The sequence below is a fragment of the Elusimicrobiota bacterium genome (assembly GCA_026388155.1).
In the GTDB taxonomy this organism is placed as follows: Bacteria; Elusimicrobiota; Elusimicrobia; order Elusimicrobiales; family UBA9959; genus UBA9634.
Genome location: JAPLKI010000007.1, coordinates 118,421 through 140,629, shown reverse-complemented (window position 1 = coordinate 140,629; position 22,209 = coordinate 118,421). Strand labels below are relative to the sequence as shown.

Here is a 22,209-nt window from a genome sequence, read left to right as displayed (position 1 = left end):
GGAGAACGTCAACCTGCAGGAAAAAGATGCTGGAAGCCTTCATAAAAGGCTCCGAGCCAACAATCTTCTGCGGCGTACAACATCAAAAAAATAAATCCCACGGGCTTCACCCTTTGCCGGGGTCGCCGCCGGATTTAAATTTGAAAGCTGCGGGATCATTGCTGCGGAAATGAATTCAATTCTTCGGCTTTCTTTTTCAGTTCGGCATGGAAATCCGGATAATCGGTTTTTGTGTAAACCTTCAGGGCTTCTGTATAAGCCGACATCGCCTGCGCGATCTTTTCCTTCCTTTCATCTCCAAAAAGGAGCTCCGCCTGCCCGGCTAAAGCGTCGGCAAGATCGCTTTGGACGCCGGCGTATTCGCCCGGATCCGACTCAAAGGTGAAGACCCGCAAAGCTTCAGCATACGAGGCCACTGCGTCGTTTAAGATGTTTTGTTTTTCCCCGCCGGTCATCGAGCCCGCCAGGTCTCTCAACGCGTTGCCAAGACCATATTTACTTATAGCATAGTAGTCGGGGATCGAAGAAAGATCGAACACGCGCAAGGCTTCCCCGTAAGCGGCGACGGATTTCGCAAGTATTGCCTGTTTTGTTTCCCCGGTAAAACACTTGGCTTGTTTCACCAGCACCCCTCCAAGATTGAATTGTGTGATGGCATATTGGGTGGGGGCCGACTCAAAAGTGTAAACCCGCAGAACTTCGGCATAGGCCGCTATCGCTTCGTCAAATATGCGCAGCTTCTCCTCACCCGCCGCAAACTCGGTTTGTTCTTTTATCACATTGCCGAGATTATTCTGGCTTATGGCATAATTGGAAGGAGAGGTCTCAAAAGTGTCCACCCGGAGAGATTCTTTGTACGCCGCGGCCGCCTCTTTGAGTTTTTTGCGTTTTTCTTCCCCGGCAAGGAGCATTGTCTGGTGCTGAAGTGCGCTTCCGAGATTGTTCTGTGTTGTGGCATAATCATGGGGAGAGGAATCGTATGTGTGGACCTTCAGGACTTCCCGGAGCGCCGTTGCCGCTTCCTCAAGTTTTTTCCGTTTCTCTTCTCCGGAAAGGAATGTGGCCTGACTCTTCAGGATCAGTCCAAAAAGCCCTTGTGTCGTGGCATAAGCGTCGGGAGTCGCGGCTAAGGTCCTTGCACGCAGAGCTTCCCGGCACGCTATGACAGCTTCATTGAGCTTTTGTCTTTTCTCTTCGCCGGTAACAAGCATGGATCGGTCCGTCAATGCCGCGCCAAGATTATATTGTGCCCGGGCATAATTATCCGGGGTCAAGTCAAATGTCCAGAACCGCAGGGCCTCTTTAAGCGCTGTCAGCGAACTTTCAAGCTTCTTCTTCCTGTTTTCGCCGGCAAGAAAGTGAGCCTGGTCCCGGAAAGTCGCTCCAAGGCTGTTTTGTACACGGGCATAATCATCCGGAAATGATGCGGCGGTATAGACTTTCAGCGCTTCCTGCTGCGCCGCTGCCGCTTCCTCCAGTTTTTGGTTTCGTTCTTCTCCGGCAAGATTGGAGGCCTGGGTAAGCAGCGCGTCGCCGAGATAGTTCTGCGCGCGGGCGTAATCTGCGGGAGACGAACCGGCGGTGTAAGCCCCCAGGGCGTCTTTATAGGCTTTTACCGCTTCTTCAAGCAGTTTTTTGCGGTTTTTGCCCATGGCTGACTCTGATAATTCGTGCAGCATCTTGGCGGATTTGATCGTCTGGGCCGCCAGGATAAGTCTGTCGCCTATATCGGACTTTGCCTGGGCGAGGGCCAGCTTTTCCAGCTCCGCCGCCGATTTCCCCGCGGAACCGGCCTTTTCCCTGGGCCAGACCGCATAAATGAACTGTTTCCTGGCTTCGAGCTCAGGCTTGTCCGCCAGCACCTGGGTCTGAAAATATCCCTTGAATTGCGCCGGCAACTGTTCTGAAATGGAAAAGTCGCTCCTTACCTGTATAAGGTTTTCCGCGCTGCTGTCTATGAAAATATAATTAGGCGATGTCAGCTGGCCTATGGTCTCCCGCTGAAAGTACTCTTTTGACGCGGCCTCGCAGCGCTGGGCCTTATTTATGCCGGAGCCGGAGTAGTGGAGCGTGTCTTTTATCTCCAGAGGACCGAAGTTGCCGAAAGAAATACCGGTGCGCAGGGCCAAAAAATGGGCGTCCGGGACGGAGACCCCGGCTACGGAATATTTTTTAATATATTTCGCGCGCGTATGTTCCCAATCCTGTATTATCCGGCTCAGGCACAAGATGCTGCTTTCTACGCTGGTGAAGAGCACCAGAAAACCGTCGCCTGTAAAGTTCCCCACATGTCCATTATACTTGTCAACGGCGGCCTCGACCGATCTGTAGAGTTCCCGTATCATTTCGGAGGCGGTGTCCGCGTTCTGGTCCCAGGCGTAGGTGGAGTCGTGTAAGTCTAAAAAAGCGGCAAAGCCGGGGCCTTTTACAGACTCGTTATGCGGAGCATCTTTATATGGCATGATCGGGGGTGAACCTTGCATATATAATTATAATACATATTTGGTTTGAAAAGGTTTAGAGTGCGAAAAAGTTAAAGTGTCATGATTCGGAAAAGCGGAAATGTCATGTCAAAGATGTCAAATCTCAGCTAAAGGCGTTTAATGGAGCAAACGGCCCGGGTTCGCGGGTACTGCCGGTGGTTTGGCTCATCAGGCATGGCGTCGCCCGCACCGTGCGCGCGCCTCTCCCGCTCGGCCTTCGCGCTTAGGCTGGCTCAGGGCGGGGAACTGTCGTTCGCTTCTCGAACTCCATAGTCTAATTCTGACTGTCGTTTTTTGTTTAAAGAGGCGAGTGGCTTAGTAGCCAAAAATGGCCATTTTTAGGCCTAAAACGGGTTTTAAATCGGGATGTAAGGTTTTCATACCTGTTCAGTTCTTAAGTGGTGCACTGCAATGTTTAAGGCAGTAATGGCAGAGAGAAGGTGGTTATCGGCCTGTGACCGGCAATATAAAAACAGTGTTCTGTTTTGTTTTCAGCTGTTTTGCAATCAGTCCGGCCTTCAATGCGGATCCGTCCATCGGGCTCATATTCCTTCTTGTAAATTATCTTATTGGTAGTATAAGTTTCTTCTGCGGAAATCCTGCCGGTTTCATAATACAGTAATGATGTCCCGGAAAGTTTGCCATTCATTACCCTCACCCGACTGGAAAGTTTCCCATTCGTATAATATGCTTTTAAAATACCGTTTATCTTGCCTTTCTTTGTTGTAAATTCACGGTGAAGTATTTTTCCGGGATAATACGTCTTGTGTGTCACAGTTCCGTTTTTGCCTCCAAAATAGCAATGTTCGCCTGAAATATCGCCTGTTTCGTAGTAGCTTGAAAGATAGGAAATTTTTCCATTTTCACTCTGCATAATACTTTTTAATTTTCCGGAAGGATGGTAGTCATAAAATAAAGATTCTTTTACTCCATTAACATTCGTTGACTCTTCAAACTGAAGACGTCCCTCCGTAGTATATACCTTGGTTTTTCCGTCACATTTTCCCTTCCGACATTCGACGGAGTACAATTTTCCATTCTTCATCTGTTTGACGGTGCCATCGGGTATAACGCCGGTCATTTTTATTAACTTACCATTGTCATCGAAAAGCTTCCTTGCGACTTCTTTACCAGCTACTGAATAAGTGGTTACATTCCCGTCCTCTTTCATGGTTATATCGACAGCACACCACACGGGAAAATTAGAGATGGCAAGCATAAAAGATATTGGCAATATTCTTCTCATGTTTTTGGAAACTCAAATGTTAGGCATTAATTCCAGCACAGTACCTATACCACATTAAAACTGTACAACATTTACCCTGTTTATTTAAATCCCAATAAAAAACGACAGCCGAAGAGCGGCTGTCATCGAGGAATTACAAATCTGGGGCGCCTTGGCGGACGAATTTTGTAACTGCTTCATTGCTCACCCAGACCTGAGAACAACATCTCGTGGGCATGGGCTGGGGGATGCCAGGGGAAACGACTTCGAGCGGTCTTTATAAAGTTTCATCGGGAGGTTGCGTGCAGAAGGTGATAACTTTCCCCAAAAAACACCGCTCTTACTCTTCCTTACTCTTCGGGTGTGAGGCTTTATTGGGCTGAGCCAACATTTGAGCTATATATCCATCGGGGTTGGCTAACAGGGCCTCTCTTTCCAGACACAATCTGGTACAACTCCGATAGATTCTTGGTTGATCGATAGATTCTAAAATTTTCCTTCCCAGTCGGTTGCGTATAGCTTGTCGGGTATTTGCCGGAACAATGCCCCTGAAAACATGGCAGGCGGCGGCCAAGATAGATGCGCAAGCCGAGTACCAGAGGCCCGGTTCCTTCGAGCGGATGGGCCGAGTTATTCTGAATCCACTGTTAAAATGCAAAATCTGCTGAGCATAAACCGATGCGAGGCTGTTTTTTCTATGGACTTCGGGCATGTAACAAGCGGCTAATCCGTGCTGGTAGGCCCGGAATGCATATCCTACCCCTGAGTGTGTGCGCAGTTTCCATTTAGACACGCAATCTCTGAATGACGGTTGGCTCCGCTCAGCATCTGTTGGTAGAAACGTGGGGCGATAACGCAGATAGAATTGTCTACTGAACATGAGGCAGGCGGTATTAGCTCCTTCACCAGTCACAAAAGGGCATAGATCCAAAAGCTTGTTCATCATCGTATCAACCCAGCCGTCATGGATCGGAAATGAATCCACATGCAAAGTAACAACGTGTGTTACCCCCGCATCGATGGCGATTTTTGTTAAACATTCGAGATAATGAGAGTGCTCCCCACTGCCAGTGGCCGTAGTCGGCAAACATTCGCAAAGCCGAACGCTCGAGTTAGACCTCAGTATCCGTAGTGCCTCGGCTGAGCTTCGAACAGCACATCCGAATATATTGTAAGGCATATGCGTGTGCCTTTCGATCTGACGGAGGTGAAGAGTGAGCATAGCCTCATACCACTTGGGTACGACGTATACGACAACGATGCCTAAATTAATCATGATTCCCTCGGTGTTTGCAGCAGCGGATTGTTCAGATCCAGTGCAGAAGACCGGCCAAGGCTCCGCGCGCCTCAATAGTTATGGTTCCCGGTACACTGATGAGTTGCCTGATTTGACCCAGAGTCATCCAGCGGCAGTCTTCTGATTCCGGCAGAATGACATCCTCTGTCAATTCCACGATCTGATATCGATTTTCATCCTGGTAAAATCGCCCTCCTTCTTCAGATTGACGGCATTCCATGTGAAGGATCGCGCCGTTTGACTTTTCAATGCGGCTGAACAGTTCAGATTCGAACCGATTCTGGGCTCTAACAGTCTGTCCGGGATTTATACACAGCGAAGCGGATAACTGGACGCCTTCAAGAAAGCCAATCTCATAGCTGGCCTTGATCAAGAACTGCAGCATGCCGCAGCGCCGCTGAGCAACCAAACAAACAAGTCCCACGCCAGCGCTGTCAATCAGTGGTTGATCCCAAGAGGAAACTTCACGGCCCCGCGCGACTACGGCGAAGTGTCGGGCAGCAAAACCGGCTTCTCGACACTCTTCCCGGATTTCACCCTGTTCTATTTTCCAGTTTTTTAATGCGGTAATCGGCAGAATCCGGGATCTCAGCGAACATTGAACGCGCAGTTGGGCCAGCCATCGCAGGGTTTCAGAGATTCCTTGTGACTCTTCTGCACCATTCGAAAAATAGGATTGTCGCAAACTCGCGCCAAAGGTTCCGGGCGCGTGTCGGATAAAAGGTCCGCCATTTTCGGCGAGGGTGCCCCAGTCCATGCAAGCCAATACGGAGCGGGCGTCCGTGTTCAAGATATTGTTGCTTGCAACGAACGTACGCAGAGCATCAACGCTGTACCACCGGCAGTTCGGTGGAAGGGGTAGTTCGAGGTTTGCAGGCACCTCGATAACTATATTGCGGTTGTATTTGCCGTGATAGCGCGAACCTTCTTCTGATTGTAGTTCATCGATAAGCACCTGCCCGATTTTCTTTTCCGTGAACCAATCCACAAATGGTGTTTCTCGTCCTCCATGTAACTGCTTGTAGTTAGCCTCAGTAGACTGAACAGTAGGAGCCAACTGCATGATGTCGATATTGCCCGGTTCCACGCGCCCTTGAAATAGGAGTTCCGGGTGATCCGCCGTCCGCCGGAATAGAAAACCATTTATCGCGGGCTGGGGCTGCAAAATGATTAACTGCTCTTTAGCGTGCAGTCGTGCGCATCGTGCCTGTGTTGCAAGTCCCGCGAGGGAGAAAAAACCGCCTGTTCTGTGTCGTAGAATTCCGTCCTCGAATCGCCACTCACGGGACTCACTGAAAGGCAGCGGCTCACATGAGAAGTCGCTGTTCTTGAGTATCTCTTTCCGCTAGCGCAACATATCAGCGATTGGTTCAAGGGATGTCTTGTCTAAATTTAAGTTCATTTAAATTTTCAGAAAATGTGCTGCCCCACATTAAAACTGACCTTTCCCCCCCACTTAAATAGCTTAGCAAATAGGCGGAATGAAAATAAAAACGAGAAACAAAAGCATCGTTTCTCGTCGAGAATTTTAAAAAGTCCGGGTCCCTTAGTGGACGAACTTTGTAACTACTTCTTTACCCCCCACGATCCTGTGATTCTTGGTATTTAGCCGAAAATGGCCCTTTTTGGGGCCTAGAACGGTTTTTAATCATAACTACTATGCTATCGGTAATCTGCCACTCCTTAAAGGTCGTGGGTTCAAATTGAAGGCTCGCAATGTTCTTTACAGTAACTCTGAAACTTACTTGAAAGAGCTTAAAATACCCCTATATGCGATGAAAAAGCGATTAAAACCGCAACACCGCAGTTAAAGGTAGGACTTAAGCAAAAGTGGGGCGCAGGACATGGGATAGTGGCAACATCCCTTGAAAAACGCCTCATAATCGTGAAACACCGGTATTTTTTAGTCCCCGCCATGAACAAACCTAAAATGTTATGATTAATACACTATGCCCTTAAAACTCTTTCGCAATTCGTTTTTTGCCTTCGCGCTTTTATCCCTGCCAGTTAGTCTTTCCGCTGTCACGCACACTGTCGCGGTAATGCCGTTCGAAAATGTCAGTAAGGACCCGGCCCTCGATTGGCTATCCCTGGGCATTCCAGAGACCGTCACGAACAGCCTGCTGGCTGTCAAAGACCTTGCGCTTGTGGAGCGGATCCAGGTAAGAAAAGTGATGGATGAGCAGAAACTGCAGCTGACCGGGGCGATAGACGAGAAAACGGCGGTTAAAGCGGGGAAACTGATGGGTGCCAGCGTCCTGGTGGTGGGGGCGTTCCAAAAACACGCGGAGACAGTCCGCCTTACCGCGCGGTTCGTGGATGTGGAATCCGGCGGTATCCTGCAGACAGCGCAGGCGACAGGGAAGCTGAATGACATTTTTGACCTGCAGGACCAGATTGTAAAGGGCCTTGCGGAAAACCTGAACATCGACCTTAAGAAAGAAGAGTTGGCGAAGCTGGGCGTGAGGCCGACGGAATCGCTTGAGGCTTACCAGCACTTCGGGCAGAGCGCTTTGCTTGAGGCCAGGAAAGACCTGCAGGGAGCCGTAAAAGAGCTGCGTGAAGCGACAAAACTCGACCCCAAGTTCTCCCTCGCAAAAAATAGGTTTATAGATATTTTCCTGTCCATGAACAAAGGCAATTATTGGACATCCGATAACACGACGCAATCGGCGATAATTAACACGCATGAAGTGAATACCTCCCGGGCCGGCGGGCAGGATAACTTTAACGGCACTCCCGCCTTTACCTATATCAATGAGGTCGAAGGGAGCGTGGCAATAGGCAAAGGGAAACCCACGGATGCAAAGACAAAACTTTACTCCTATTATGTAAAAAAGGCCGATGGGATATATTATCTGGGGAACAAAAGTGTGACCAGCCTTGGTGGCGGGAAAGAATATATATCCACGTCCATCTACGACCCGCCGCAGCTGTTTTATCCCTACGACCTGGAAGTCGGGAAACAATGGGTGTCAATTGCGACGATGACAACGGTGGCTTCCAGCGGACTGAATTCGGTCACCATACTGGATGGGACAAACCAGGTGATCAGCACTGAAACGGTTACGGTGCCGGCCGGCACATTCGACTGCTATGTCCTAAAAAGCGAATCTACGAGCAAAGTGAAATTCTCAGGTCGGGTGAATTTGAAATCTTCGACAAAGACCGTGACCATCTCGTGGTTCGCCCAAGGGATCGGGATCATAAAGTCCCGGTTAGAAGCGGAGGTGGGGACGACTGTGGGGACGACTGTGGGGACGGCTGTCGTATCCACGGAAACCGCTTTGCGAGATTACCATATCGAGGAATAAGCCCGAACCGGACCGGGCACAGGAAAATATGTATTTAAAATTGCTTGTATTTATGTCAGTGCTTATAGTCTCTTGCGGCGGACAAAAAACAGTTATAAAACACGGGGCCCTTGATAATGGCAGATCAGACATCGTTATAGCTATTCTGCCTCTTATAAACAACAGCGCGGATAAAAGCTTGGATTCCATCGGTATTACCCTTTCTGACTTGATCTCAGCGCAGATGGCTGCTAAAAAAGGATTTAAGCTTGTAGAGCGGCAGCGGATCGAAGAGATGCTGAGCGAACTTAAATTAGGACAGTCGGGAGTGGTCGACCAGAATGCCGCGATCCAGGTCGGGAAGATGCTCGGAGCCAATGTAATGGCGTTCGGGAGTTTTTCCTCGTTCGGTAAAAAAGTGCTGCTGACAATACGTTTAATCAAAGTCGAAACAGGTGAGATCGTGGGTGGTGTCAGCGAGCGAAGTTCGGATGTTTACAAGCTGGATGTTCTCGCGGAGAACGCCGCCAAAAAACTTTCCGACTCTCTGGCACATCAATAGCGGTTAATTCCGTGCGCCGGTAGACGCAGGGTTGAAAAAGTTAGAATCCCCTTGACTGAAAAGTGACCTTCCCCCAAAAACTAGACCATTCCCTGGTTTAAAGTATCCCCCGCTAAAATATAGGTAATGCGGGGCCAATCAGGGCGGCTTTTACGCCGAGCGAAGTAAAAAAGTATCCCCCCCAGTTAATGACAAAAATGGACAAGCTGTTTTAAACCCGTTCATGAGATTGAGTGTAATCATGTTTTTAGTTTCCCTTATCAGCAGGAAGTATTGAGCACTATAGTGGCTATATGTTGTTTGATTTTCCCTGATTCGAGCATTCTACCAAATAGGGCGTGGTGAAAATAATAAACGAGAAACGAAAGACATAGTTTCTCGTCGGGGATTTTCAAAAGTAGGCGGGTGGCTTTCAGGATGAAGTTAGAACCTACTTTGCGCAACATCCTGAGGAATCTTTATAAATTCCACCTTCTGCCAGTAGATCTGCGGTCCGGGGAAGCTTATCCGCGAGATGTCGTCGCAGGCGTGGCCACGAAGCGCGGCCCCGCACTGCTCCTTGCCGCGAGAAGAGGTCCGCAGGCTCGCCCACACGCCGGCCCATTGGTGGGCCGGCTCCGGGCTCGCTCTGCTCCAGCAGAAAAGAGGTGTTTATCATACTCATCAGCCGATGATACGGCCAATTGTGTCCGTAGCGGCGCAAGACTGCCGCAAAGTCCACCCCTTATGCGCGGCCTGCTGGCCGCTCCCGTCCGCCTTCGGCGGCCGTACAACGCAGAAAATTATTTCCCGCGCGCGCTGAACCGGACTGTTATTTATGACAACCTGCAGGGGCGGAAACAGCGCTACAAATGAAGAACTTGCGCCTCAACAGCGTCCGATGGTATTTAGCTAAAGTTTAATTAGCATATTGCTTATTAAAGGATAGCGTGCTATAATTAAATTATGGATATCAATGCCCTAAAGTATTCCCCCCGCGCAGGCTATGCTGTAAAGCAAGCCGGGCCGGAGCCGTATTACTGCTTTATTCCAGCCCCGCTGCCTCCGAAGCCGCCGCTGAAATATGATGAGAAATTGCAGGCCCTGACCGAAAGGGCCGGCAGAGCGCTCGGCCGGCTGGACGCTGTTACGGCGCAGTTGCCTAATCCAGAGCTTTTGCTCTATACGTATATACGCAAAGAGGCCGTACTCTCCTCGCAGATAGAAGGCACACAATCCTCGCTCTCAGATCTGCTACTGTACGAGAATGCGGAAGCTCCGGGAGTCCCGGAAGATGACGTGCGTGAAGTATCCAACTATGTGTCAGCCCTGGAATACGGGCTCAAGCGGCTCAAAATGCTGCCGGTAAGCCTCCGGCTGATAAAGGAGATCCACAATATCCTTCTCCAGGGCGGGCGGGGTGGTCATAAGGAGCCGGGAGAATTCAGGCGCTCGCAGAACTGGATTGGAGGGAGCCGCCCCGGCAACGCACGTTTCGTGCCGCCACCGCCGAAGGAAGTGCTTCCCGCTTTGGGCGCTCTTGAAAAATTCATCCATAATGAGCCGACTAGGACGCCTACGCTGATAAAAGCCGGAATGGTGCACGCGCAGTTCGAGAGTATTCACCCCTTCCTGGACGGTAACGGCAGGTTGGGGCGCCTCCTTATTCCGTTCATTATGATAGCGGAGGGTACGCTGACTTCCCCGCTTTTGTATCTCAGCCTTTACTTTAAACAGCGGCGGCAGGAGTATTACGATGCCCTGGACAGGGTGCGTGCGCGCGGCGACTGGGAAGGCTGGCTGGCATTTTATCTGGAGGGCGTGGCGGAAGTGGCTGAACAGGGAAGCGAGACTTCGGCTAAACTTATCGCTATGTTCAATGAACACCAGGCGGCTATTCAAAGGCTCGGCCGGGCGAAGTTTTCGGCGCTTAAGGTGCACGAACTGCTTAAGAAGCGGTGTGTGCTGTCGGTGAATGCCGTCTGTTCGGAGTTGGGTTTAAGTTTCCCCACAGCGAACAAGACACTGGCGCATCTTAAGGAACTGGGTTTTGTAGGAGAAATCAGCGGGCGGCGGCGCCACCGCGTTTTTTCGTATGTCCCGTACTTGAAGGCTTTGCAGTCCGGTATGGGCGGCTTGCTGGGTTAGGAACTCAAGTCGTATCCCCGCAAATGAAAATCCCCGACCTAAAGTCGGGGATTTTGCTTTAGAGCAGTGTTTTTCCGTAGCCTGCCCTGCGTTCAAGCAGGGCGACCCTTCGGGCCATTAACTGCAAAAATTAATAAAAAAACAACAAAATCAAATTTGGGGTGGCTGTTCCGACACTAATCGAACAATTTCGGACCGATTTAACGCTGATTCCGGCCTGAAAAATGGCTTTTACCTGATAGACGAGGCTCCTTTTGGCCTGGCGACCGGTCCAAACGGTCAAAAACGCATACTTTTCCCGGAAGAGGCCCAGATTGCACGGGATCACCGCCGCCGGGCCCCCCGCCCGCCTAGAATCCAGCGGGACTTGCTGGATGCCCGGCAACTTAAAGAACGGCTGGATAAAACTCCGGGGCTCACTAAAATCGTCCTGGCCAAGGAACTGGGAATCACCCGCTTTGAGCTGCTCCGTCGGCTTAATCTGCTCCGGCTCGCACCCGAGATTCAGGAGTGTATCATGGCCTTACCGCCGACCTCCCATAGGTGCCCTATATCGAAGCGCACGCTCCGGAGCATTACTGTAATCCACGATTTTGAACGGCAGAAAGAGGCGTTCAGTCGCCTTGTCGGAGCGGACTATGAGGGGCGGTATCTCGCCTCTTTCCCAGGTATCAATGCGTCCAATCCAGCACCTTCACCTCAGCCCCCAGCTTTTTAGTCACGGTCTCTATCATCTTGGCGGAGTGCGGGCATGGAAAGCCTATCGGGTTGCCATTCTTGATGCACGAGGCGAACACAATAATCTGCGCTCCGCGTTCCACCATCATTTTGGCCCTGGTGACCGCTTTCTTGCCTGGGCATCCGCCACAGGAAACAAAGCCGATGATCTCGACCGGCCCAGTCTGCTCAAAAGCGCACTTGCCCTCCTGGGCGACTTTGAAGTCAGTGCTTCCGGGGCACATATCTTCTGTTTGTTGACACCGGATAATTCCTATTTTTGTCATACTGTTCCTTCCTTCTCGTCGGCTATTGTCCTTTGATATTCAGAGATGCAGGCAACGCCGCTATGAAATCATGTATCTGGTCGCGCACTCGCCTGAAAACTGCAACCATTTCGGTCTCGCTCCCCCGCGCAGAGGCGGGATCGTCAAAATCATAGTGCAGCACCTTGGTTCTTCCGGGAAAAAGTGGGCAGCTCTCACGCGCGCTATCACAAAGGGTAATAACATAATCAAAATTTACATCCTTCAGCACGCGGATATGTTTTGAACTTTGAGTGGCTATATCGACGCCCGCTTCTTTCATAACCTGCACAGTGAACGGATGAATCCCTTGCGGGGTGACTCCAGCCGAATAAGCTTCCAGCTTATCTCCATGCAAATGCCGTGCCCAGCCTTCCGCCATCTGGCTGCGGCAGGAGTTTCCGGTACACAGAAAAAGGACTTTTTTCATTGATTACAGCCCCATGAAGGTAACGGCTACTCCGCACATCAAAATCGCGAAACCGGCGAGAGCATGCGAATACCTCTCTACCTTTTGAACCGGCAGTAGTTCAATACCCCGCAAAGCCGCTAAAACCATGACCATCATCGTCGAGATTGTGCACAGTGAGAAAACCGCTGTCACGGCGATTACGCCGCTCATGCTGTTTTTTGCCGCCGGATATATAATCAGTGGGATAAGAGGTTCACAGGGGCCGAAAACAAAAATCGTGAACAATATCCAGGGAGTTATATTCACTTTTCCCGTATCATGGACATGCGCGTGCTCATCCGCATGGGAATGGGTGTGAACATGCCGGAAACCGCCGTGATCGTGCGAGTGCACATGTTCCCGGCCTGAATATGCTTTCTTAAGCCCCCAAACAAAATACAGCAGGCCGAATATTACCAGCAGCCATCCAGCGAGGCCGCCACGAAATGATTCTATTTTTTCCAGGCTGGTAACTTTCGCGCCGATATAGACACCGGCAAAGCCCAGCAATACCGAACTTCCGACATGGCCCAGGCCGCAGACGAAAGTTATAACGCCGGTTTTTAGGTAGGACCAGTTTCTGGCCTTGGCCATTGCGATAAAAGGCACATAATGATCCGGTCCGAGCAAGGTATGGAAGAAGCCGACAGAAGCGGCTGTAAGCGCCAAAACCTTAATATCCATCAATCCCTCCGAAGCGCAATTGATACTTCAATGTTAGCTTTTCTTCGGCGACACTGTCATTCTTTCTTGACCGGCATGAGAGGCAATTCAATTATTTGCTCACGGAGCATGAGATGAAATCCTACGAAACCGCTGTAATGTGTCCTGAATTATATCCACGACACATACAGCGGTTCCCGAATTTTACGCCATCATGCTCTTCCCGGTTTAGTAAAAGCCGTAACCGCCGTCCTTGTCAGCCAGACGCCTATAAGCAAAACAAGGAAAGCCGTTACGATAGTCGGCCCGGTGGACCAGTCCAGCCTCAGCGATAATTCAAGACCGCTGAAACAGCCTATGATCCCGAACAACCAGCCGAACATTATCCGCCGGGATGTGCCCTCCACCGTGGTCATTGCAGCGACGGCCGGAATAATGAGAAAGGCGAATACCAGCAGGACTCCCGCGACCTTCACCGATGAGGTCACTATCATGCCGAAGGTGGCGTAAAAGACGAAGTCCCACCACCAGAGTTTCATCCCTTTGTCCCGCGCCTTATCCGGCGCCTCCGTTACCAACAACAGCTGTTTCCTGGCCAGCCAGTGGATGATCCCTATCGCGGAATACAGCACGGCTATAAACGCCACTTCTTTCGGCGAGACCGTAAGAAGCGACCCTGTGAGCATCTCCTTTATTTCCTCGGTGCCGGTGGCGGCGTGCTCCAGCACTATCAGCGACAGGGCGATGGACCCGGCGTAGGTGATGCCTATCAGTGCCTCTATAGGGACTTTTTCACGCTTACTGCGGAACACCACGAACAACAGCGCACCTATAAGCGTGAAGGAAAGCGACATCAGGTAATTCCGGACCGGGAACTGTTCGCCCCAGCCCAGAAGAATGGCCACGCTCGATCCCAATGCCGCCACCTGCGCCAAAGACAGGTCCACGAAAATAACGCCCCTTCTGACCACATGATAGCCCATATACGTATGTATGCCTGTCAGGATAAGACAAACCAGGAGTGCTATCGTCGCGAAGTGATACTGGAACATCAGCATGCCTATTTACCTCCCTGTATCCGTCCCGTGATCTCGTCAAAATGTCTGAAATATGAATCAGGCTTTACGTTATCGCAGGAGGGAGAGAACTTATAGACCTTTATTCCGGTCTCTCTTGCCAGGAACTGCGGCGCATTGTCCGGAAAATACATTTCCTGCAGGAGGACCGCTATTCCGTCTCTTTTAATCATGTCGACAAGTTCCGCCAGATGTTTCGCCGTAGGCGGGATGCCGGGCAGAGGCTCTACGTTCCCCACCACCGACAGGCCGAACGCCGAAGCGAAATAAACCCAGGAAGAATGGTAGCCTATGATTCTTTTCCCCGGCACGTTCGCCAGCGCGTCTTTCCAGCCGGCCATGCGCTTACCCGTTTCGTCCCGGAAACGCTCGTAATTCTTTTCATAATACGGACCGTTCTCCGGGTCGGCCTTAGTCAACGCGGCAAGCACGTTTCCGGCGACTATTACGCCGTTCGCCGGGTCCAGCCAATAATGCGGATTCCCCTCCGGATGCACATCGCCCAGCGAGGCATCAACTTTTCCGGTCGGCTTCTGGAGGACCGCTACGCCGTTGGAGCAATCGACTTTCATCAGTTTATTATTGCGCGAGCCGTCCATTATGGCGTCGGACCATTGGTCCAGCGCAAGCCCGACCTTCAGGTATATGGCCGCGCGGGAGACCTTTATCATATATGACGGCAGCACCTCCACTGCGTGTGGGTTCGCATTGTTCCTGCCTATCGTGAACACATCCACCTTGTCGCCGCCGATATATGACGCTATGGAGCCAAGGTCCGGCAAAGCCGCCGCGATCTTTATCGGCGCGGCAGACAAAGGCATGATACCGGCGAACACTACAACAGCCAGAAGAATAAAATACTTTCTCATAATGTCTCCTTTTGTATACACAGTTAGAACTGATGCGCTTTATGCGGCCCCATGCTGAACAACACCTGGAACATCACGGTGTGGACAGCCGGGGAGTTTTCGGGCTTAAAACGCTCACATGTAAGCCGGAGCAGGGTCGTTTCTTCAAGCAGCGAGTATCCAACAAACCCTTTTACAGCCCTGTTGGTCAGGTTCTTGTTCTCCGGAGGATTATACTGGTCGTAGATGACGCCTGCGTTCCACCTTTGTTTGAATTTCAGGTCGGCGAAAGCGTAAAAGCCCTGCCTGCCCATATGGCTGGTGTCGCCGGTGGTGGTATCCACAACGACACTGCTGTTGTTGTAGAAGTACTCGCCCTGCAACGTGAGATTGGTCAGACTCGAGATCGGAATCTTGGCCTTAATATCCATGCCGTAAACCGCCGTCTTTGTCCCCCATTCAACATTATTTGTCCCCTGGGTCGCGGAAACGCCGATATCCAGCGGTGTCGTTTCTCCGATAAGCAGCGAGTTGTTCCAATGTGCCAACCAGCCAGCAGCCGCATTTGTTTCGTCCGGGTGGAACGACACGCCTTTAAGAACGTCCGCTGTAATGTCGGAGGCCCATGAAAGCGGCAGGAAATACGATGCGCGCGTACCGATATCGTTAAACCCGTCCGAACCTGGAAGCATGGCTGACATGACCCTCGGCGCCTCAATGAACGAATAAGCGTGCGGATGAGCGGGGTTCAACTTACCGAATCCGAGACGGTATTTCCCGCCCCGAACCGCAAGCCCGTCCGGCAGGCCTTTTATTACGTCGATATACGCCTCCTCCGTTCCCAATCCGTCATCTCCCACGGTAAACACGAAAGTTCCTTTCGCGTAGGGGTTCAGGTAGGAATCAAACACCAATTCCGTTTCGCCCAGGTCAAGCGTCGGCTTGCGGGCATCCGTGGCAGTTTTGTCATCGTGGTATTTATAAATGATCTGCCCGAGGACAGAAATGTCAGGATTGATTACTCCGGCGCAAAGAAATGCAGGGGACAAAAGAAGCAACAATGAAACAACTGAAAAAATAGAACGTATTCTAAACATGAACATTCTCCTTGAATTATGGGATATATGCGGCATCCCGGTTGGATACGGAATAGCGCACTAACTTGAAGTTATGTTCAGAATACGGGAGGACCGCGAAGATGCGGGATATCCTTTCGGACTGAGGGTATGACCGTCTCGCAAAGGATTACCGCAAACAGCAGAATAAAAATTACCGCCGCGACAGAGCCCACATCAGGCAGCAGCGCATGGTTCGTGACCGCACATAACTGACAGTCGCCGTCATGGACCTTTCCGTCGGCATGATGATGAAGCGGAACAGCGGCCAGAAAAACCATCGTCAGAACGACAGCTATCAGGCTCTTAAGTGTTTTTGTCCCGGCAAGATTAGTCTTCATGGCATCCATCTGGAATATTGTATACCTTTTCCGCGAAAAAAAGAAATAGCAGAGAGACTTCGGTGTTTCGCCTTGATTCCTGCATAGGGAAGAAGGTAAGTGTGTTCATATACTCGGAGGCTATATGAAAAACAAACAGAGGCAAGTTTTAATTACAGAGTTTTGGATAAGGGTCTATTCAGACGGAAGAATCGATTACGACGGTTTCGACAGTTTACTATTGTGGAAGCTGCGCCATAAACCCCAAGAAGGATTCCTGCCTTATGCGCGAAAAATCCAGGGATTTATAGGCGAGGCGAAAAGGCGGTAAAGCGTCACAATACCAGGCGGATTTGGGCAGTCCGCCCGACGAAGAAAGGCCTTGCTTTCTTCGAAGAAACCTTGTAGATCATGATCATGCCGACGGGCGGCCGACGGAGAAAGGAGGAAAAGCACTATGAAGAATACAAAGAAAATCAGAAAGGGGGACCGGGTGCGCGACGCTAAATGGGGCGGCAAATATACCGGAACGGTGGTTCGCACTGCGGGCCAGGAAGTGTTTGTGCAGTGGGACAACCTGGCGGTGGAAGATGAACTGTTTATCGAAGATGTTACGGCCTTGGGAACACGGGTAGATGGTGATATTCCGACCGTGGTCAAAGCGGTCAAGAACGGGCGGCGGCTATGAGTGTTTATAAACAGATTATTATCGAAGCGACGGCGGCCAGTGGAAAGGATGCGGAATACATTGAAGACATCATGCGGAACGATATCTTCCACTCCACGCTGGACTGGCAGTCGCGGACACAGCTCGTGCGCGCCGCAAAAGCGGCAGCCAAGCTGTTAAACGAATACCGCGCCGTTCCCGCGCTGGCCGAATATTTCCCCCGCGCCTAAGATTTTAAGGAGGACAGGATGAATATAACGATAACGTTGGAAACGAAGCTGGAAATGGGCGTCCGCAAGGATCGCGGGACAGGTTGCATGGGATACATGCCGGACGGAACCCGCTACGACGACCTTTTGCTCGTGTTCGGCCAGCCGCAGGCGGGTCTGTCCAGTGACGGCAAAATCAAGGCAGAGTGGTATGGCCGCATCAACGGCATGCCATTCACCTTATACGACTATAAATCCCCCCTCGCCCCAGAGAAGAACACGGATTGGCACATTGGCGGCAACAATCATCTGGCCGCAGACTTTCTGGTTGCCCATTTTAACGCGGTAATGACACATAAAGGAGATGCGAAATGAAAATCACGAAGTTCTGGGTGGTGACGAAGCCCGGTCCGGAGAGCGTTCTTGCGGATATCTGCTTTGAGGCCGACGCCAAGGGGCTGGCCCGGCAGTTCCGGGGCGGGCTCAGCGAGGACGATATCCACGCGCTTTACACGGGCCGCGGCGAAGCGGAGAAGGATGCTAAGCGAATCCTGGCCGCCTTTAAGGAAATATGAGGCCGGGCGACAGGAGGCGAGCAAAGATGAACATACAATGCGCGTGCGGAAGTAAACAATTCAAGGCCCAAAAGATAACGCTGGTGCTGCGGGGCGTTCCCTGCGAGATAACAGCGGACGGCCCGGAGTATGACGATAAGGCAGCTGACTACTCTGAGGGCTGGGATTACAACGATGAAAGCCGAGTGACTTGCGTCGCCTGCGGGAAGGAATACGATATTGCCCAGGATGAAAAGGCGAATATATGCATGTGGCCCGTGTGGGATGAATCAAAATGAAAATAGAAAAGCGGGGCAGGTATTGGGCGGTTTACGCGGACGGCGGCGAACTGATATGCCTGGCCGTCTACAAAAAAGGGGCGCAGGAAGTTCTGCGGCGGCTGGAAAAAAAGCGAAACCGGCCGGCTCCGGGCCGGACCGGCGGCGAAATCAAGGAGGAACGCGGATGAACATACCCAAGGATGACGTGCTGGATGCCTTGCTGACAGACCTGGTCGCGGATCAGGTCCGCCGGGCTCTGCAGTTGGGCTTCCGGCGCGACGAAGTAGAAGCGGCGGTCAGAGGCGGCGTCCACCACGGCGTTTACGAGTTCAACCAGAGCCGGGCGGACGCCCGGGAGAAGGCAAAGGTAATCGGGGCCATGCGCCCCAGGAGGCAAAGCCATGAAAGCAAATGAAGCGAAGGTGGGTGGTGTGTATCTCTCCAGGACGGGCATCCCGGTTACAGTAATGGGGCCGAAAAACGGAAAAATCCTCATCAAACTGAAGACGACCGGCACGTTCACGATGGTAAACGGCGACTACGAGCTCAAGCCATATGACGAAAAGGGCATCGGCAAGGACTCCAAAGTGCTTCTTAAGGTCAACGGCAAGGCCAAGGCGAAGAAGTCTGGCTCGCTGTCGGCCATAATAGACCCGTTCCTGCTGGCCGGGGGCAAGACTGTGGCTGAAATAGCCGCAGAACTGGCCAAGAAGGCCGGGGAGGCGGGCAAGGGCAAGGACCTGGCCGCCAATGTGCGAGCGCGCATGGTGAGCTATACCCGTAAGGGCTGGCAAGTGGTAAAGGACGACAAGAAGCGGGTAAAAGTCGTCCAGAAGAAGGGCTGAGGGCGGCTATGGACGCCCTCTTGGACGAGTTCATGCGGCATCTCCGGGTGGAACGGGGCCTATCCCCGAATACCTGCCTGTCCTACAGGTATCAGCTGGAGAGGTACGCCGCCTTCATGCGATCTGGCGGTCGGGGGCCAGCCTCGGCCGCCAGGGGCGACGTTATGGACTACCTGGACCGCCGCAAGGGCGACGGTCTTAAGTCGGCCTCGCTGTTCATCGCCGCGCTGGCTGTGCGGCAGTTCCATCGGTATTTGGCGCAGGCTGGCCATGCCGGTGCCGATCCTACCGCAGGGATGCGCCTTCCCCGCTTTAAGCAGCGAATTCCCCAACCGCTAGATGCTGAGGGCGTTGAAAGGCTGCTTCGCCCGCCAACGGTGGCCAAGTTCGCGGCCCTGCGGGACCACGCCATGTTTGAGCTCATGTATGCCACAGGAATGCGGGTTTCGGAGTTGGTCGGCCTGAAATTGGGGCAGGTGGATCTGAAAGGCGGCTGGGTGCGGGTGATGGGCAAGGGCTCAAAGGAGAGGCTGGTGCCGTTCGGCCAGCGCGCCGCAACCGCCCTGAGCCGCTATCTTGCTGTCCGGTCAGCCAGATTCCCGGCGGTGCCGGATGCTATATTCCTCAACGCCAAAGGCTGTGGAGCGATAACGCGGGGAGGATTTGCATGGAAGTTTGCCGCCACCGCGCGCCGGGCAGGTTTATCGGGGCGGGTTACCCCCCACCAGCTACGGCACAGCTGCGCGACGCATATGCTGGAGGGTGGGGCAGATTTGCGGGTTATTCAGGAACTACTGGGGCATAGCTCGGTGACTACCACACAACGCTATGCTCATGTTACCGCGAAACTATTACAGGATTCCTGCCAGAAAACACATCCCAGGTTCTAATACATGAGAACTATTGCTTTGGCAGAGTGGTCTTGGTCATTTTGTCGAGAAGATCTAAAATCCCGATGCCGATGAAAACATAATGACGGTCCTTGGTAACACCAAGATTCCAACCATAACCGCCGGTAATAATATCATCCCATAGACTGAATGCAACGCCAGTTCCGACCTCAACTGTAGCGGTTCCTTGGTGCATAGAGGCCGCATGGATGCCAATGCCGGGATTCAACCAATCCATAAAATTCTTAAAACCTTTCGGTTGACGATAACCATATTTCCATGTTACGAGTGCGCCGGCATTGGCCTGAAATTGGTTTTTGTTCGGACCCGTAGTCGGTGCGGAGAAAAGAAGTTGACCAGTGTATTCTCGATATAGCCCTTTAGATCCAATCTGAAAAACATAGGTCTTTTCCTCTAAAAGAACATTGCTGGTATTTCGGACACGAACCTTAAAAGTAAGATAGTCACCGTTTTTGACTCCTGAGCGACGAAGATCAACTGTGGCGGGTATTAGGTCGTTAATCTTTCGTTGAATAAGTGGAACTGAATGCTGATCAAGTGTATTGCTGGCTTGTGCCTGCTCCCTTGCGTCCACAAATATTTTTCCCCAGGTTCTCAGCATTTCTGTCGTCGCTGGTAATGTTTGAGTCAGTTGTGCAAAGGCTCCTATAGTTTGATTAGCAAGGTCTGTTTTAAGAGAGTTAATCTCCGATGTGATAGCTTCCTGTTGATCGGCGGCCAATGTTTTTATCCCATCAGCAATCTGGTCTGTTATGGATGGGATTTGAGACTGCACTGTTTTCAGGTTTCCATCCAAAGCCCCCAATACAGTGATGACGTGGGTGGATGAGAAAATAGTTGACGTTGTCCCGATTCCAGAGCAGATGTCATAGCTCCTAAGTTTCTCCAAGTTAGAGAGTTCATCCTTTAACTCTTGGATAGAGGAGAAAACTTGTGCAAGCGACGCATTTGTCGCTGATAGGGCTGGCACAGCGGCCAAAAGTTCGGTTTTCCTATCGGCACTGTCGGTGGTAATGGCTTCGATATGTTTTTGTAGGCGTAGTGCTTGTTGTTCTGCCGCAGTCAATGACTGATGTATACGATCTTTTAGTTGCCCTCTAAATCCCAACAATTCGTGCACTAAGGAATCTTTCTCTCGTCGAATCTCTTGGATAGACTGTGATGCTTGTCTGGCATATTCCAGGTCCTGATTGAGTTTGGCTTGTTCTTCCGAAGTCATCTGGAGACCGGTACGCGGTAGTGGGCTTAAGATTCCCTCTGGAATTTGATCGTAATTCTCGACATGAATGGGCTTGCGGTCCTGCCCGGCAGGTTCCAAAAAGGCAGCAACCTCAACTAGGACTTCTGATGCCTTTTCTGTAATATCGGTTGACGAAGGAGTAAGGGATTCCAGTTCCTTAGAGGTCCAGTCCGCAAGTTCTGGTAAAAAACCGCCGCGGCCATCACGAGCCCGTTTATTTGCAGCTTGGTCTATTTGCTTAAATATTTCCTCGCCAAGTATTTTCTTAATGCTGGCTCTAAATTCTAGATACTTGCCGTTGTAGTCTTGGGCCAGTTTCTGTGCTTCCTTAATCTTTATATCGCCAGAGCCTTGGGCCGCGATTAGAGCCGATATGGCAGTGGTCCGCTGTGATGCAAGCTCCTTAATATTCTCCAGAACTGCTTGGAGATGATCCCATCTGTCTTGATTCGCGGACTTTCCCAGCTGAGTGCTATCGAAATCAAGAACAATGCGGCTTCGAGCGTCGATAGACACATTAGAACGACGGAGGTCGATGTGATATGATCCATCTTCAGCAAGTTCAGTAATACTGAACTTTGTCCCCCCTGCTTTTGCAAGTTCTTCAGCTTGAACAAATTTCACACCCGATAAGGTGATGGCCAAGCAGGCAATTGATAATAGACGATAGGTCATAAGGTTTTCCTAAGTTTCATGCCACTCTGGAATCGCGATCTATGGCCGTCAGTACAAAATCTTTATCTTCCGCCTGGGAGAGATTGAGCAGTGTAATAATTTTGCCGGCCCAATTAGAGGTTGCGGCAACCATTCCAGCCTGATTAATCCAATTTTGTGCATCATCGCGGGTGGTAAAACGTATGGCTGCAACGCCGGCCAACTCTTGTTCAGCGGCGAGAGCAATGGTCCAAGCCTCAGATGATGCATCGCCAACTATGAGGTAAACCAGTTTTGTCTGGTCTTGAAGAGTAGACTGCACGTTTTCCAATGAAGCGGGCGGAATTTCTAATGACATATATGTCT

At 51.3% G+C, this 22,209-nt stretch carries 25 protein-coding genes; 13 read left to right on the top strand and 12 right to left on the bottom strand.

Annotated elements, in window-relative coordinates; translation table 11 throughout:
* Window positions 1-155: 155 nt before the first annotated feature.
* From NTX59_02990 to NTX59_02980, 3 genes are all read right to left on the bottom strand, one after another.
* Window positions 156-2,462 carry a hypothetical protein gene (locus tag NTX59_02990; GenBank protein MCX5784632.1) on the bottom strand — a complete coding sequence of 769 codons (2,307 nt, stop codon included), beginning with the start codon at window positions 2,460-2,462 and terminating at the stop codon, window positions 156-158.
* 436 nt (window positions 2,463-2,898) lie between these two features.
* Window positions 2,899-3,729, bottom strand: coding sequence for a hypothetical protein (locus NTX59_02985; protein MCX5784631.1), 831 nt, complete (start codon window positions 3,727-3,729; stop codon window positions 2,899-2,901).
* 1,286 nt (window positions 3,730-5,015) lie between these two features.
* Window positions 5,016-6,341 carry an NDP-hexose 2,3-dehydratase family protein gene (locus NTX59_02980; protein MCX5784630.1) on the bottom strand — a complete coding sequence of 442 codons (1,326 nt, stop codon included), beginning with the start codon at window positions 6,339-6,341 and terminating at the stop codon, window positions 5,016-5,018.
* A gap of 613 nt (window positions 6,342-6,954) precedes the next feature.
* Between NTX59_02980 and NTX59_02975 the strand changes: the two genes are divergently transcribed.
* The 3 genes from NTX59_02975 (at window position 6,955) to NTX59_02965 (ending at window position 10,987) form a co-directional block, all read left to right on the top strand.
* Window positions 6,955-8,319 (top strand): hypothetical protein, encoded by a 1,365-nt coding sequence (locus NTX59_02975; GenBank protein MCX5784629.1) that lies wholly within the window; start codon window positions 6,955-6,957, stop codon window positions 8,317-8,319.
* A 52-nt stretch (window positions 8,320-8,371) separates the two neighbouring features.
* Window positions 8,372-8,860, top strand: coding sequence for a hypothetical protein (locus NTX59_02970; protein ID MCX5784628.1), 489 nt, complete (start codon window positions 8,372-8,374; stop codon window positions 8,858-8,860).
* 945 nt (window positions 8,861-9,805) lie between these two features.
* Window positions 9,806-10,987 (top strand): Fic family protein, encoded by a 1,182-nt coding sequence (locus NTX59_02965; protein MCX5784627.1) that lies wholly within the window; start codon window positions 9,806-9,808, stop codon window positions 10,985-10,987.
* 671 nt (window positions 10,988-11,658) lie between these two features.
* Here the strand turns inward: NTX59_02965 and NTX59_02960 are convergent.
* The 7 genes from NTX59_02960 to NTX59_02930 all read right to left on the bottom strand — a co-directional run bounded on the left by NTX59_02960 (window position 11,659) and on the right by NTX59_02930 (window position 16,503).
* On the bottom strand, window positions 11,659-11,991 hold the full coding sequence (locus NTX59_02960) for a CGGC domain-containing protein (protein ID MCX5784626.1): 333 nt from the start codon (window positions 11,989-11,991) through the stop codon (window positions 11,659-11,661).
* A gap of 22 nt (window positions 11,992-12,013) precedes the next feature.
* Entirely contained in the window at window positions 12,014-12,439 is a 426-nt protein-coding gene (locus NTX59_02955) for an arsenate reductase ArsC (protein MCX5784625.1), read from the bottom strand.
* Between the two features lie 3 nt (window positions 12,440-12,442).
* A complete protein-coding gene (locus tag NTX59_02950) occupies window positions 12,443-13,144 on the bottom strand; it encodes a sulfite exporter TauE/SafE family protein (protein ID MCX5784624.1) in 702 nt (233 codons plus the stop codon).
* 191 nt (window positions 13,145-13,335) lie between these two features.
* A complete protein-coding gene (locus NTX59_02945; GenBank protein MCX5784623.1) occupies window positions 13,336-14,181 on the bottom strand; it encodes a metal ABC transporter permease in 846 nt (281 codons plus the stop codon).
* Window positions 14,182-14,183: 2 nt separating this feature from the next.
* The gene (locus NTX59_02940; GenBank protein ID MCX5784622.1) at window positions 14,184-15,068 is read right to left on the bottom strand and encodes a metal ABC transporter substrate-binding protein; all 885 of its coding nucleotides are present in this window, start codon (window positions 15,066-15,068) and stop codon (window positions 14,184-14,186) included.
* 23 nt (window positions 15,069-15,091) lie between these two features.
* Window positions 15,092-16,144, bottom strand: a complete 1,053-nt coding sequence (locus NTX59_02935) for a hypothetical protein (protein ID MCX5784621.1) — start codon at window positions 16,142-16,144, stop codon at window positions 15,092-15,094.
* Window positions 16,145-16,221: 77 nt separating this feature from the next.
* Window positions 16,222-16,503, bottom strand: coding sequence for a hypothetical protein (locus NTX59_02930; protein ID MCX5784620.1), 282 nt, complete (start codon window positions 16,501-16,503; stop codon window positions 16,222-16,224).
* A 124-nt stretch (window positions 16,504-16,627) separates the two neighbouring features.
* On the opposite strand from NTX59_02930, the gene NTX59_02925 reads away from it, so the two are divergent.
* The 10 genes from NTX59_02925 to NTX59_02880 all read left to right on the top strand — a co-directional run bounded on the left by NTX59_02925 (window position 16,628) and on the right by NTX59_02880 (window position 19,928).
* A complete protein-coding gene (locus NTX59_02925; GenBank protein MCX5784619.1) occupies window positions 16,628-16,813 on the top strand; it encodes a hypothetical protein in 186 nt (61 codons plus the stop codon).
* Window positions 16,814-16,939: 126 nt separating this feature from the next.
* The gene (locus tag NTX59_02920) at window positions 16,940-17,170 is read left to right on the top strand and encodes a hypothetical protein (GenBank protein MCX5784618.1); all 231 of its coding nucleotides are present in this window, start codon (window positions 16,940-16,942) and stop codon (window positions 17,168-17,170) included.
* Window positions 17,167-17,379: a hypothetical protein gene (locus NTX59_02915; GenBank protein ID MCX5784617.1), complete on the top strand. Its 213-nt coding sequence runs from the start codon at window positions 17,167-17,169 to the stop codon at window positions 17,377-17,379. The genes NTX59_02920 and NTX59_02915 overlap by 4 nt, the downstream gene beginning before the upstream one ends.
* An 18-nt stretch (window positions 17,380-17,397) precedes the next feature.
* Window positions 17,398-17,733: a hypothetical protein gene (locus tag NTX59_02910; protein MCX5784616.1), complete on the top strand. Its 336-nt coding sequence runs from the start codon at window positions 17,398-17,400 to the stop codon at window positions 17,731-17,733.
* Window positions 17,730-17,933 carry a hypothetical protein gene (locus NTX59_02905; protein ID MCX5784615.1) on the top strand — a complete coding sequence of 68 codons (204 nt, stop codon included), beginning with the start codon at window positions 17,730-17,732 and terminating at the stop codon, window positions 17,931-17,933. The genes NTX59_02910 and NTX59_02905 overlap by 4 nt, the downstream gene beginning before the upstream one ends.
* Window positions 17,934-17,959: 26 nt before the next feature.
* Window positions 17,960-18,211: a hypothetical protein gene (locus tag NTX59_02900; protein MCX5784614.1), complete on the top strand. Its 252-nt coding sequence runs from the start codon at window positions 17,960-17,962 to the stop codon at window positions 18,209-18,211.
* On the top strand, window positions 18,208-18,381 hold the full coding sequence (locus NTX59_02895) for a hypothetical protein (GenBank protein ID MCX5784613.1): 174 nt from the start codon (window positions 18,208-18,210) through the stop codon (window positions 18,379-18,381). Before NTX59_02900 ends, NTX59_02895 begins: the two co-directional genes overlap by 4 nt.
* Complete coding sequence (locus tag NTX59_02890; protein ID MCX5784612.1) at window positions 18,378-18,608, top strand: hypothetical protein; 231 nt, start codon at window positions 18,378-18,380, stop codon at window positions 18,606-18,608. The genes NTX59_02895 and NTX59_02890 overlap by 4 nt, the downstream gene beginning before the upstream one ends.
* Complete coding sequence (locus NTX59_02885) at window positions 18,595-19,038, top strand: hypothetical protein (GenBank protein ID MCX5784611.1); 444 nt, start codon at window positions 18,595-18,597, stop codon at window positions 19,036-19,038. The genes NTX59_02890 and NTX59_02885 overlap by 14 nt, the downstream gene beginning before the upstream one ends.
* 8 nt (window positions 19,039-19,046) lie before the next feature.
* Window positions 19,047-19,928, top strand: a complete 882-nt coding sequence (locus NTX59_02880) for a tyrosine recombinase (GenBank protein ID MCX5784610.1) — start codon at window positions 19,047-19,049, stop codon at window positions 19,926-19,928.
* Window positions 19,929-19,938: 10 nt separating this feature from the next.
* Here the strand turns inward: NTX59_02880 and NTX59_02875 are convergent, their stop codons facing one another.
* Together NTX59_02875 and NTX59_02870 are read right to left on the bottom strand one after the other, a co-directional pair.
* On the bottom strand, window positions 19,939-21,864 hold the full coding sequence (locus NTX59_02875; protein ID MCX5784609.1) for a hypothetical protein: 1,926 nt from the start codon (window positions 21,862-21,864) through the stop codon (window positions 19,939-19,941).
* A gap of 16 nt (window positions 21,865-21,880) precedes the next feature.
* Window positions 21,881-22,201, bottom strand: a complete 321-nt coding sequence (locus tag NTX59_02870) for a hypothetical protein (GenBank protein ID MCX5784608.1) — start codon at window positions 22,199-22,201, stop codon at window positions 21,881-21,883.
* Between the last annotated feature and the right edge of the window lie 8 nt (window positions 22,202-22,209).

What these genes read in the sequence shown, in the direction of transcription:
- NTX59_02915 (MCX5784617.1), top strand. Translation starts at nt 17,167, where the DNA reads ATGAGTGTTTATAAACAGATTATTATCGAAGCGACGGCGGCCAGTGGA.
- NTX59_02935 (MCX5784621.1), bottom strand. Translation starts at nt 16,144, where the DNA reads ATGTTTAGAATACGTTCTATTTTTTCAGTTGTTTCATTGTTGCTTCTT.
- NTX59_02940 (MCX5784622.1), bottom strand. Translation starts at nt 15,068, where the DNA reads ATGAGAAAGTATTTTATTCTTCTGGCTGTTGTAGTGTTCGCCGGTATC.
- NTX59_02955 (MCX5784625.1), bottom strand. Translation starts at nt 12,439, where the DNA reads ATGAAAAAAGTCCTTTTTCTGTGTACCGGAAACTCCTGCCGCAGCCAG.
- NTX59_02910 (MCX5784616.1), top strand. Translation starts at nt 17,398, where the DNA reads ATGAATATAACGATAACGTTGGAAACGAAGCTGGAAATGGGCGTCCGC.
- NTX59_02875 (MCX5784609.1), bottom strand. Translation starts at nt 21,864, where the DNA reads ATGACCTATCGTCTATTATCAATTGCCTGCTTGGCCATCACCTTATCG.
- NTX59_02925 (MCX5784619.1), top strand. Translation starts at nt 16,628, where the DNA reads ATGAAAAACAAACAGAGGCAAGTTTTAATTACAGAGTTTTGGATAAGG.
- NTX59_02945 (MCX5784623.1), bottom strand. Translation starts at nt 14,181, where the DNA reads ATGCTGATGTTCCAGTATCACTTCGCGACGATAGCACTCCTGGTTTGT.
- NTX59_02950 (MCX5784624.1), bottom strand. Translation starts at nt 13,144, where the DNA reads ATGGATATTAAGGTTTTGGCGCTTACAGCCGCTTCTGTCGGCTTCTTC.
- NTX59_02990 (MCX5784632.1), bottom strand. Translation starts at nt 2,462, where the DNA reads ATGCCATATAAAGATGCTCCGCATAACGAGTCTGTAAAAGGCCCCGGC.
- NTX59_02930 (MCX5784620.1), bottom strand. Translation starts at nt 16,503, where the DNA reads ATGAAGACTAATCTTGCCGGGACAAAAACACTTAAGAGCCTGATAGCT.
- NTX59_02880 (MCX5784610.1), top strand. Translation starts at nt 19,047, where the DNA reads ATGGACGCCCTCTTGGACGAGTTCATGCGGCATCTCCGGGTGGAACGG.
- NTX59_02870 (MCX5784608.1), bottom strand. Translation starts at nt 22,201, where the DNA reads ATGTCATTAGAAATTCCGCCCGCTTCATTGGAAAACGTGCAGTCTACT.
- NTX59_02970 (MCX5784628.1), top strand. Translation starts at nt 8,372, where the DNA reads ATGTCAGTGCTTATAGTCTCTTGCGGCGGACAAAAAACAGTTATAAAA.
- NTX59_02975 (MCX5784629.1), top strand. Translation starts at nt 6,955, where the DNA reads ATGCCCTTAAAACTCTTTCGCAATTCGTTTTTTGCCTTCGCGCTTTTA.
- NTX59_02885 (MCX5784611.1), top strand. Translation starts at nt 18,595, where the DNA reads ATGAAAGCAAATGAAGCGAAGGTGGGTGGTGTGTATCTCTCCAGGACG.
- NTX59_02920 (MCX5784618.1), top strand. Translation starts at nt 16,940, where the DNA reads ATGAAGAATACAAAGAAAATCAGAAAGGGGGACCGGGTGCGCGACGCT.
- NTX59_02895 (MCX5784613.1), top strand. Translation starts at nt 18,208, where the DNA reads ATGAAAATAGAAAAGCGGGGCAGGTATTGGGCGGTTTACGCGGACGGC.
- NTX59_02960 (MCX5784626.1), bottom strand. Translation starts at nt 11,991, where the DNA reads ATGACAAAAATAGGAATTATCCGGTGTCAACAAACAGAAGATATGTGC.
- NTX59_02900 (MCX5784614.1), top strand. Translation starts at nt 17,960, where the DNA reads ATGAACATACAATGCGCGTGCGGAAGTAAACAATTCAAGGCCCAAAAG.
- NTX59_02965 (MCX5784627.1), top strand. Translation starts at nt 9,806, where the DNA reads ATGGATATCAATGCCCTAAAGTATTCCCCCCGCGCAGGCTATGCTGTA.
- NTX59_02890 (MCX5784612.1), top strand. Translation starts at nt 18,378, where the DNA reads ATGAACATACCCAAGGATGACGTGCTGGATGCCTTGCTGACAGACCTG.
- NTX59_02905 (MCX5784615.1), top strand. Translation starts at nt 17,730, where the DNA reads ATGAAAATCACGAAGTTCTGGGTGGTGACGAAGCCCGGTCCGGAGAGC.
- NTX59_02985 (MCX5784631.1), bottom strand. Translation starts at nt 3,729, where the DNA reads ATGAGAAGAATATTGCCAATATCTTTTATGCTTGCCATCTCTAATTTT.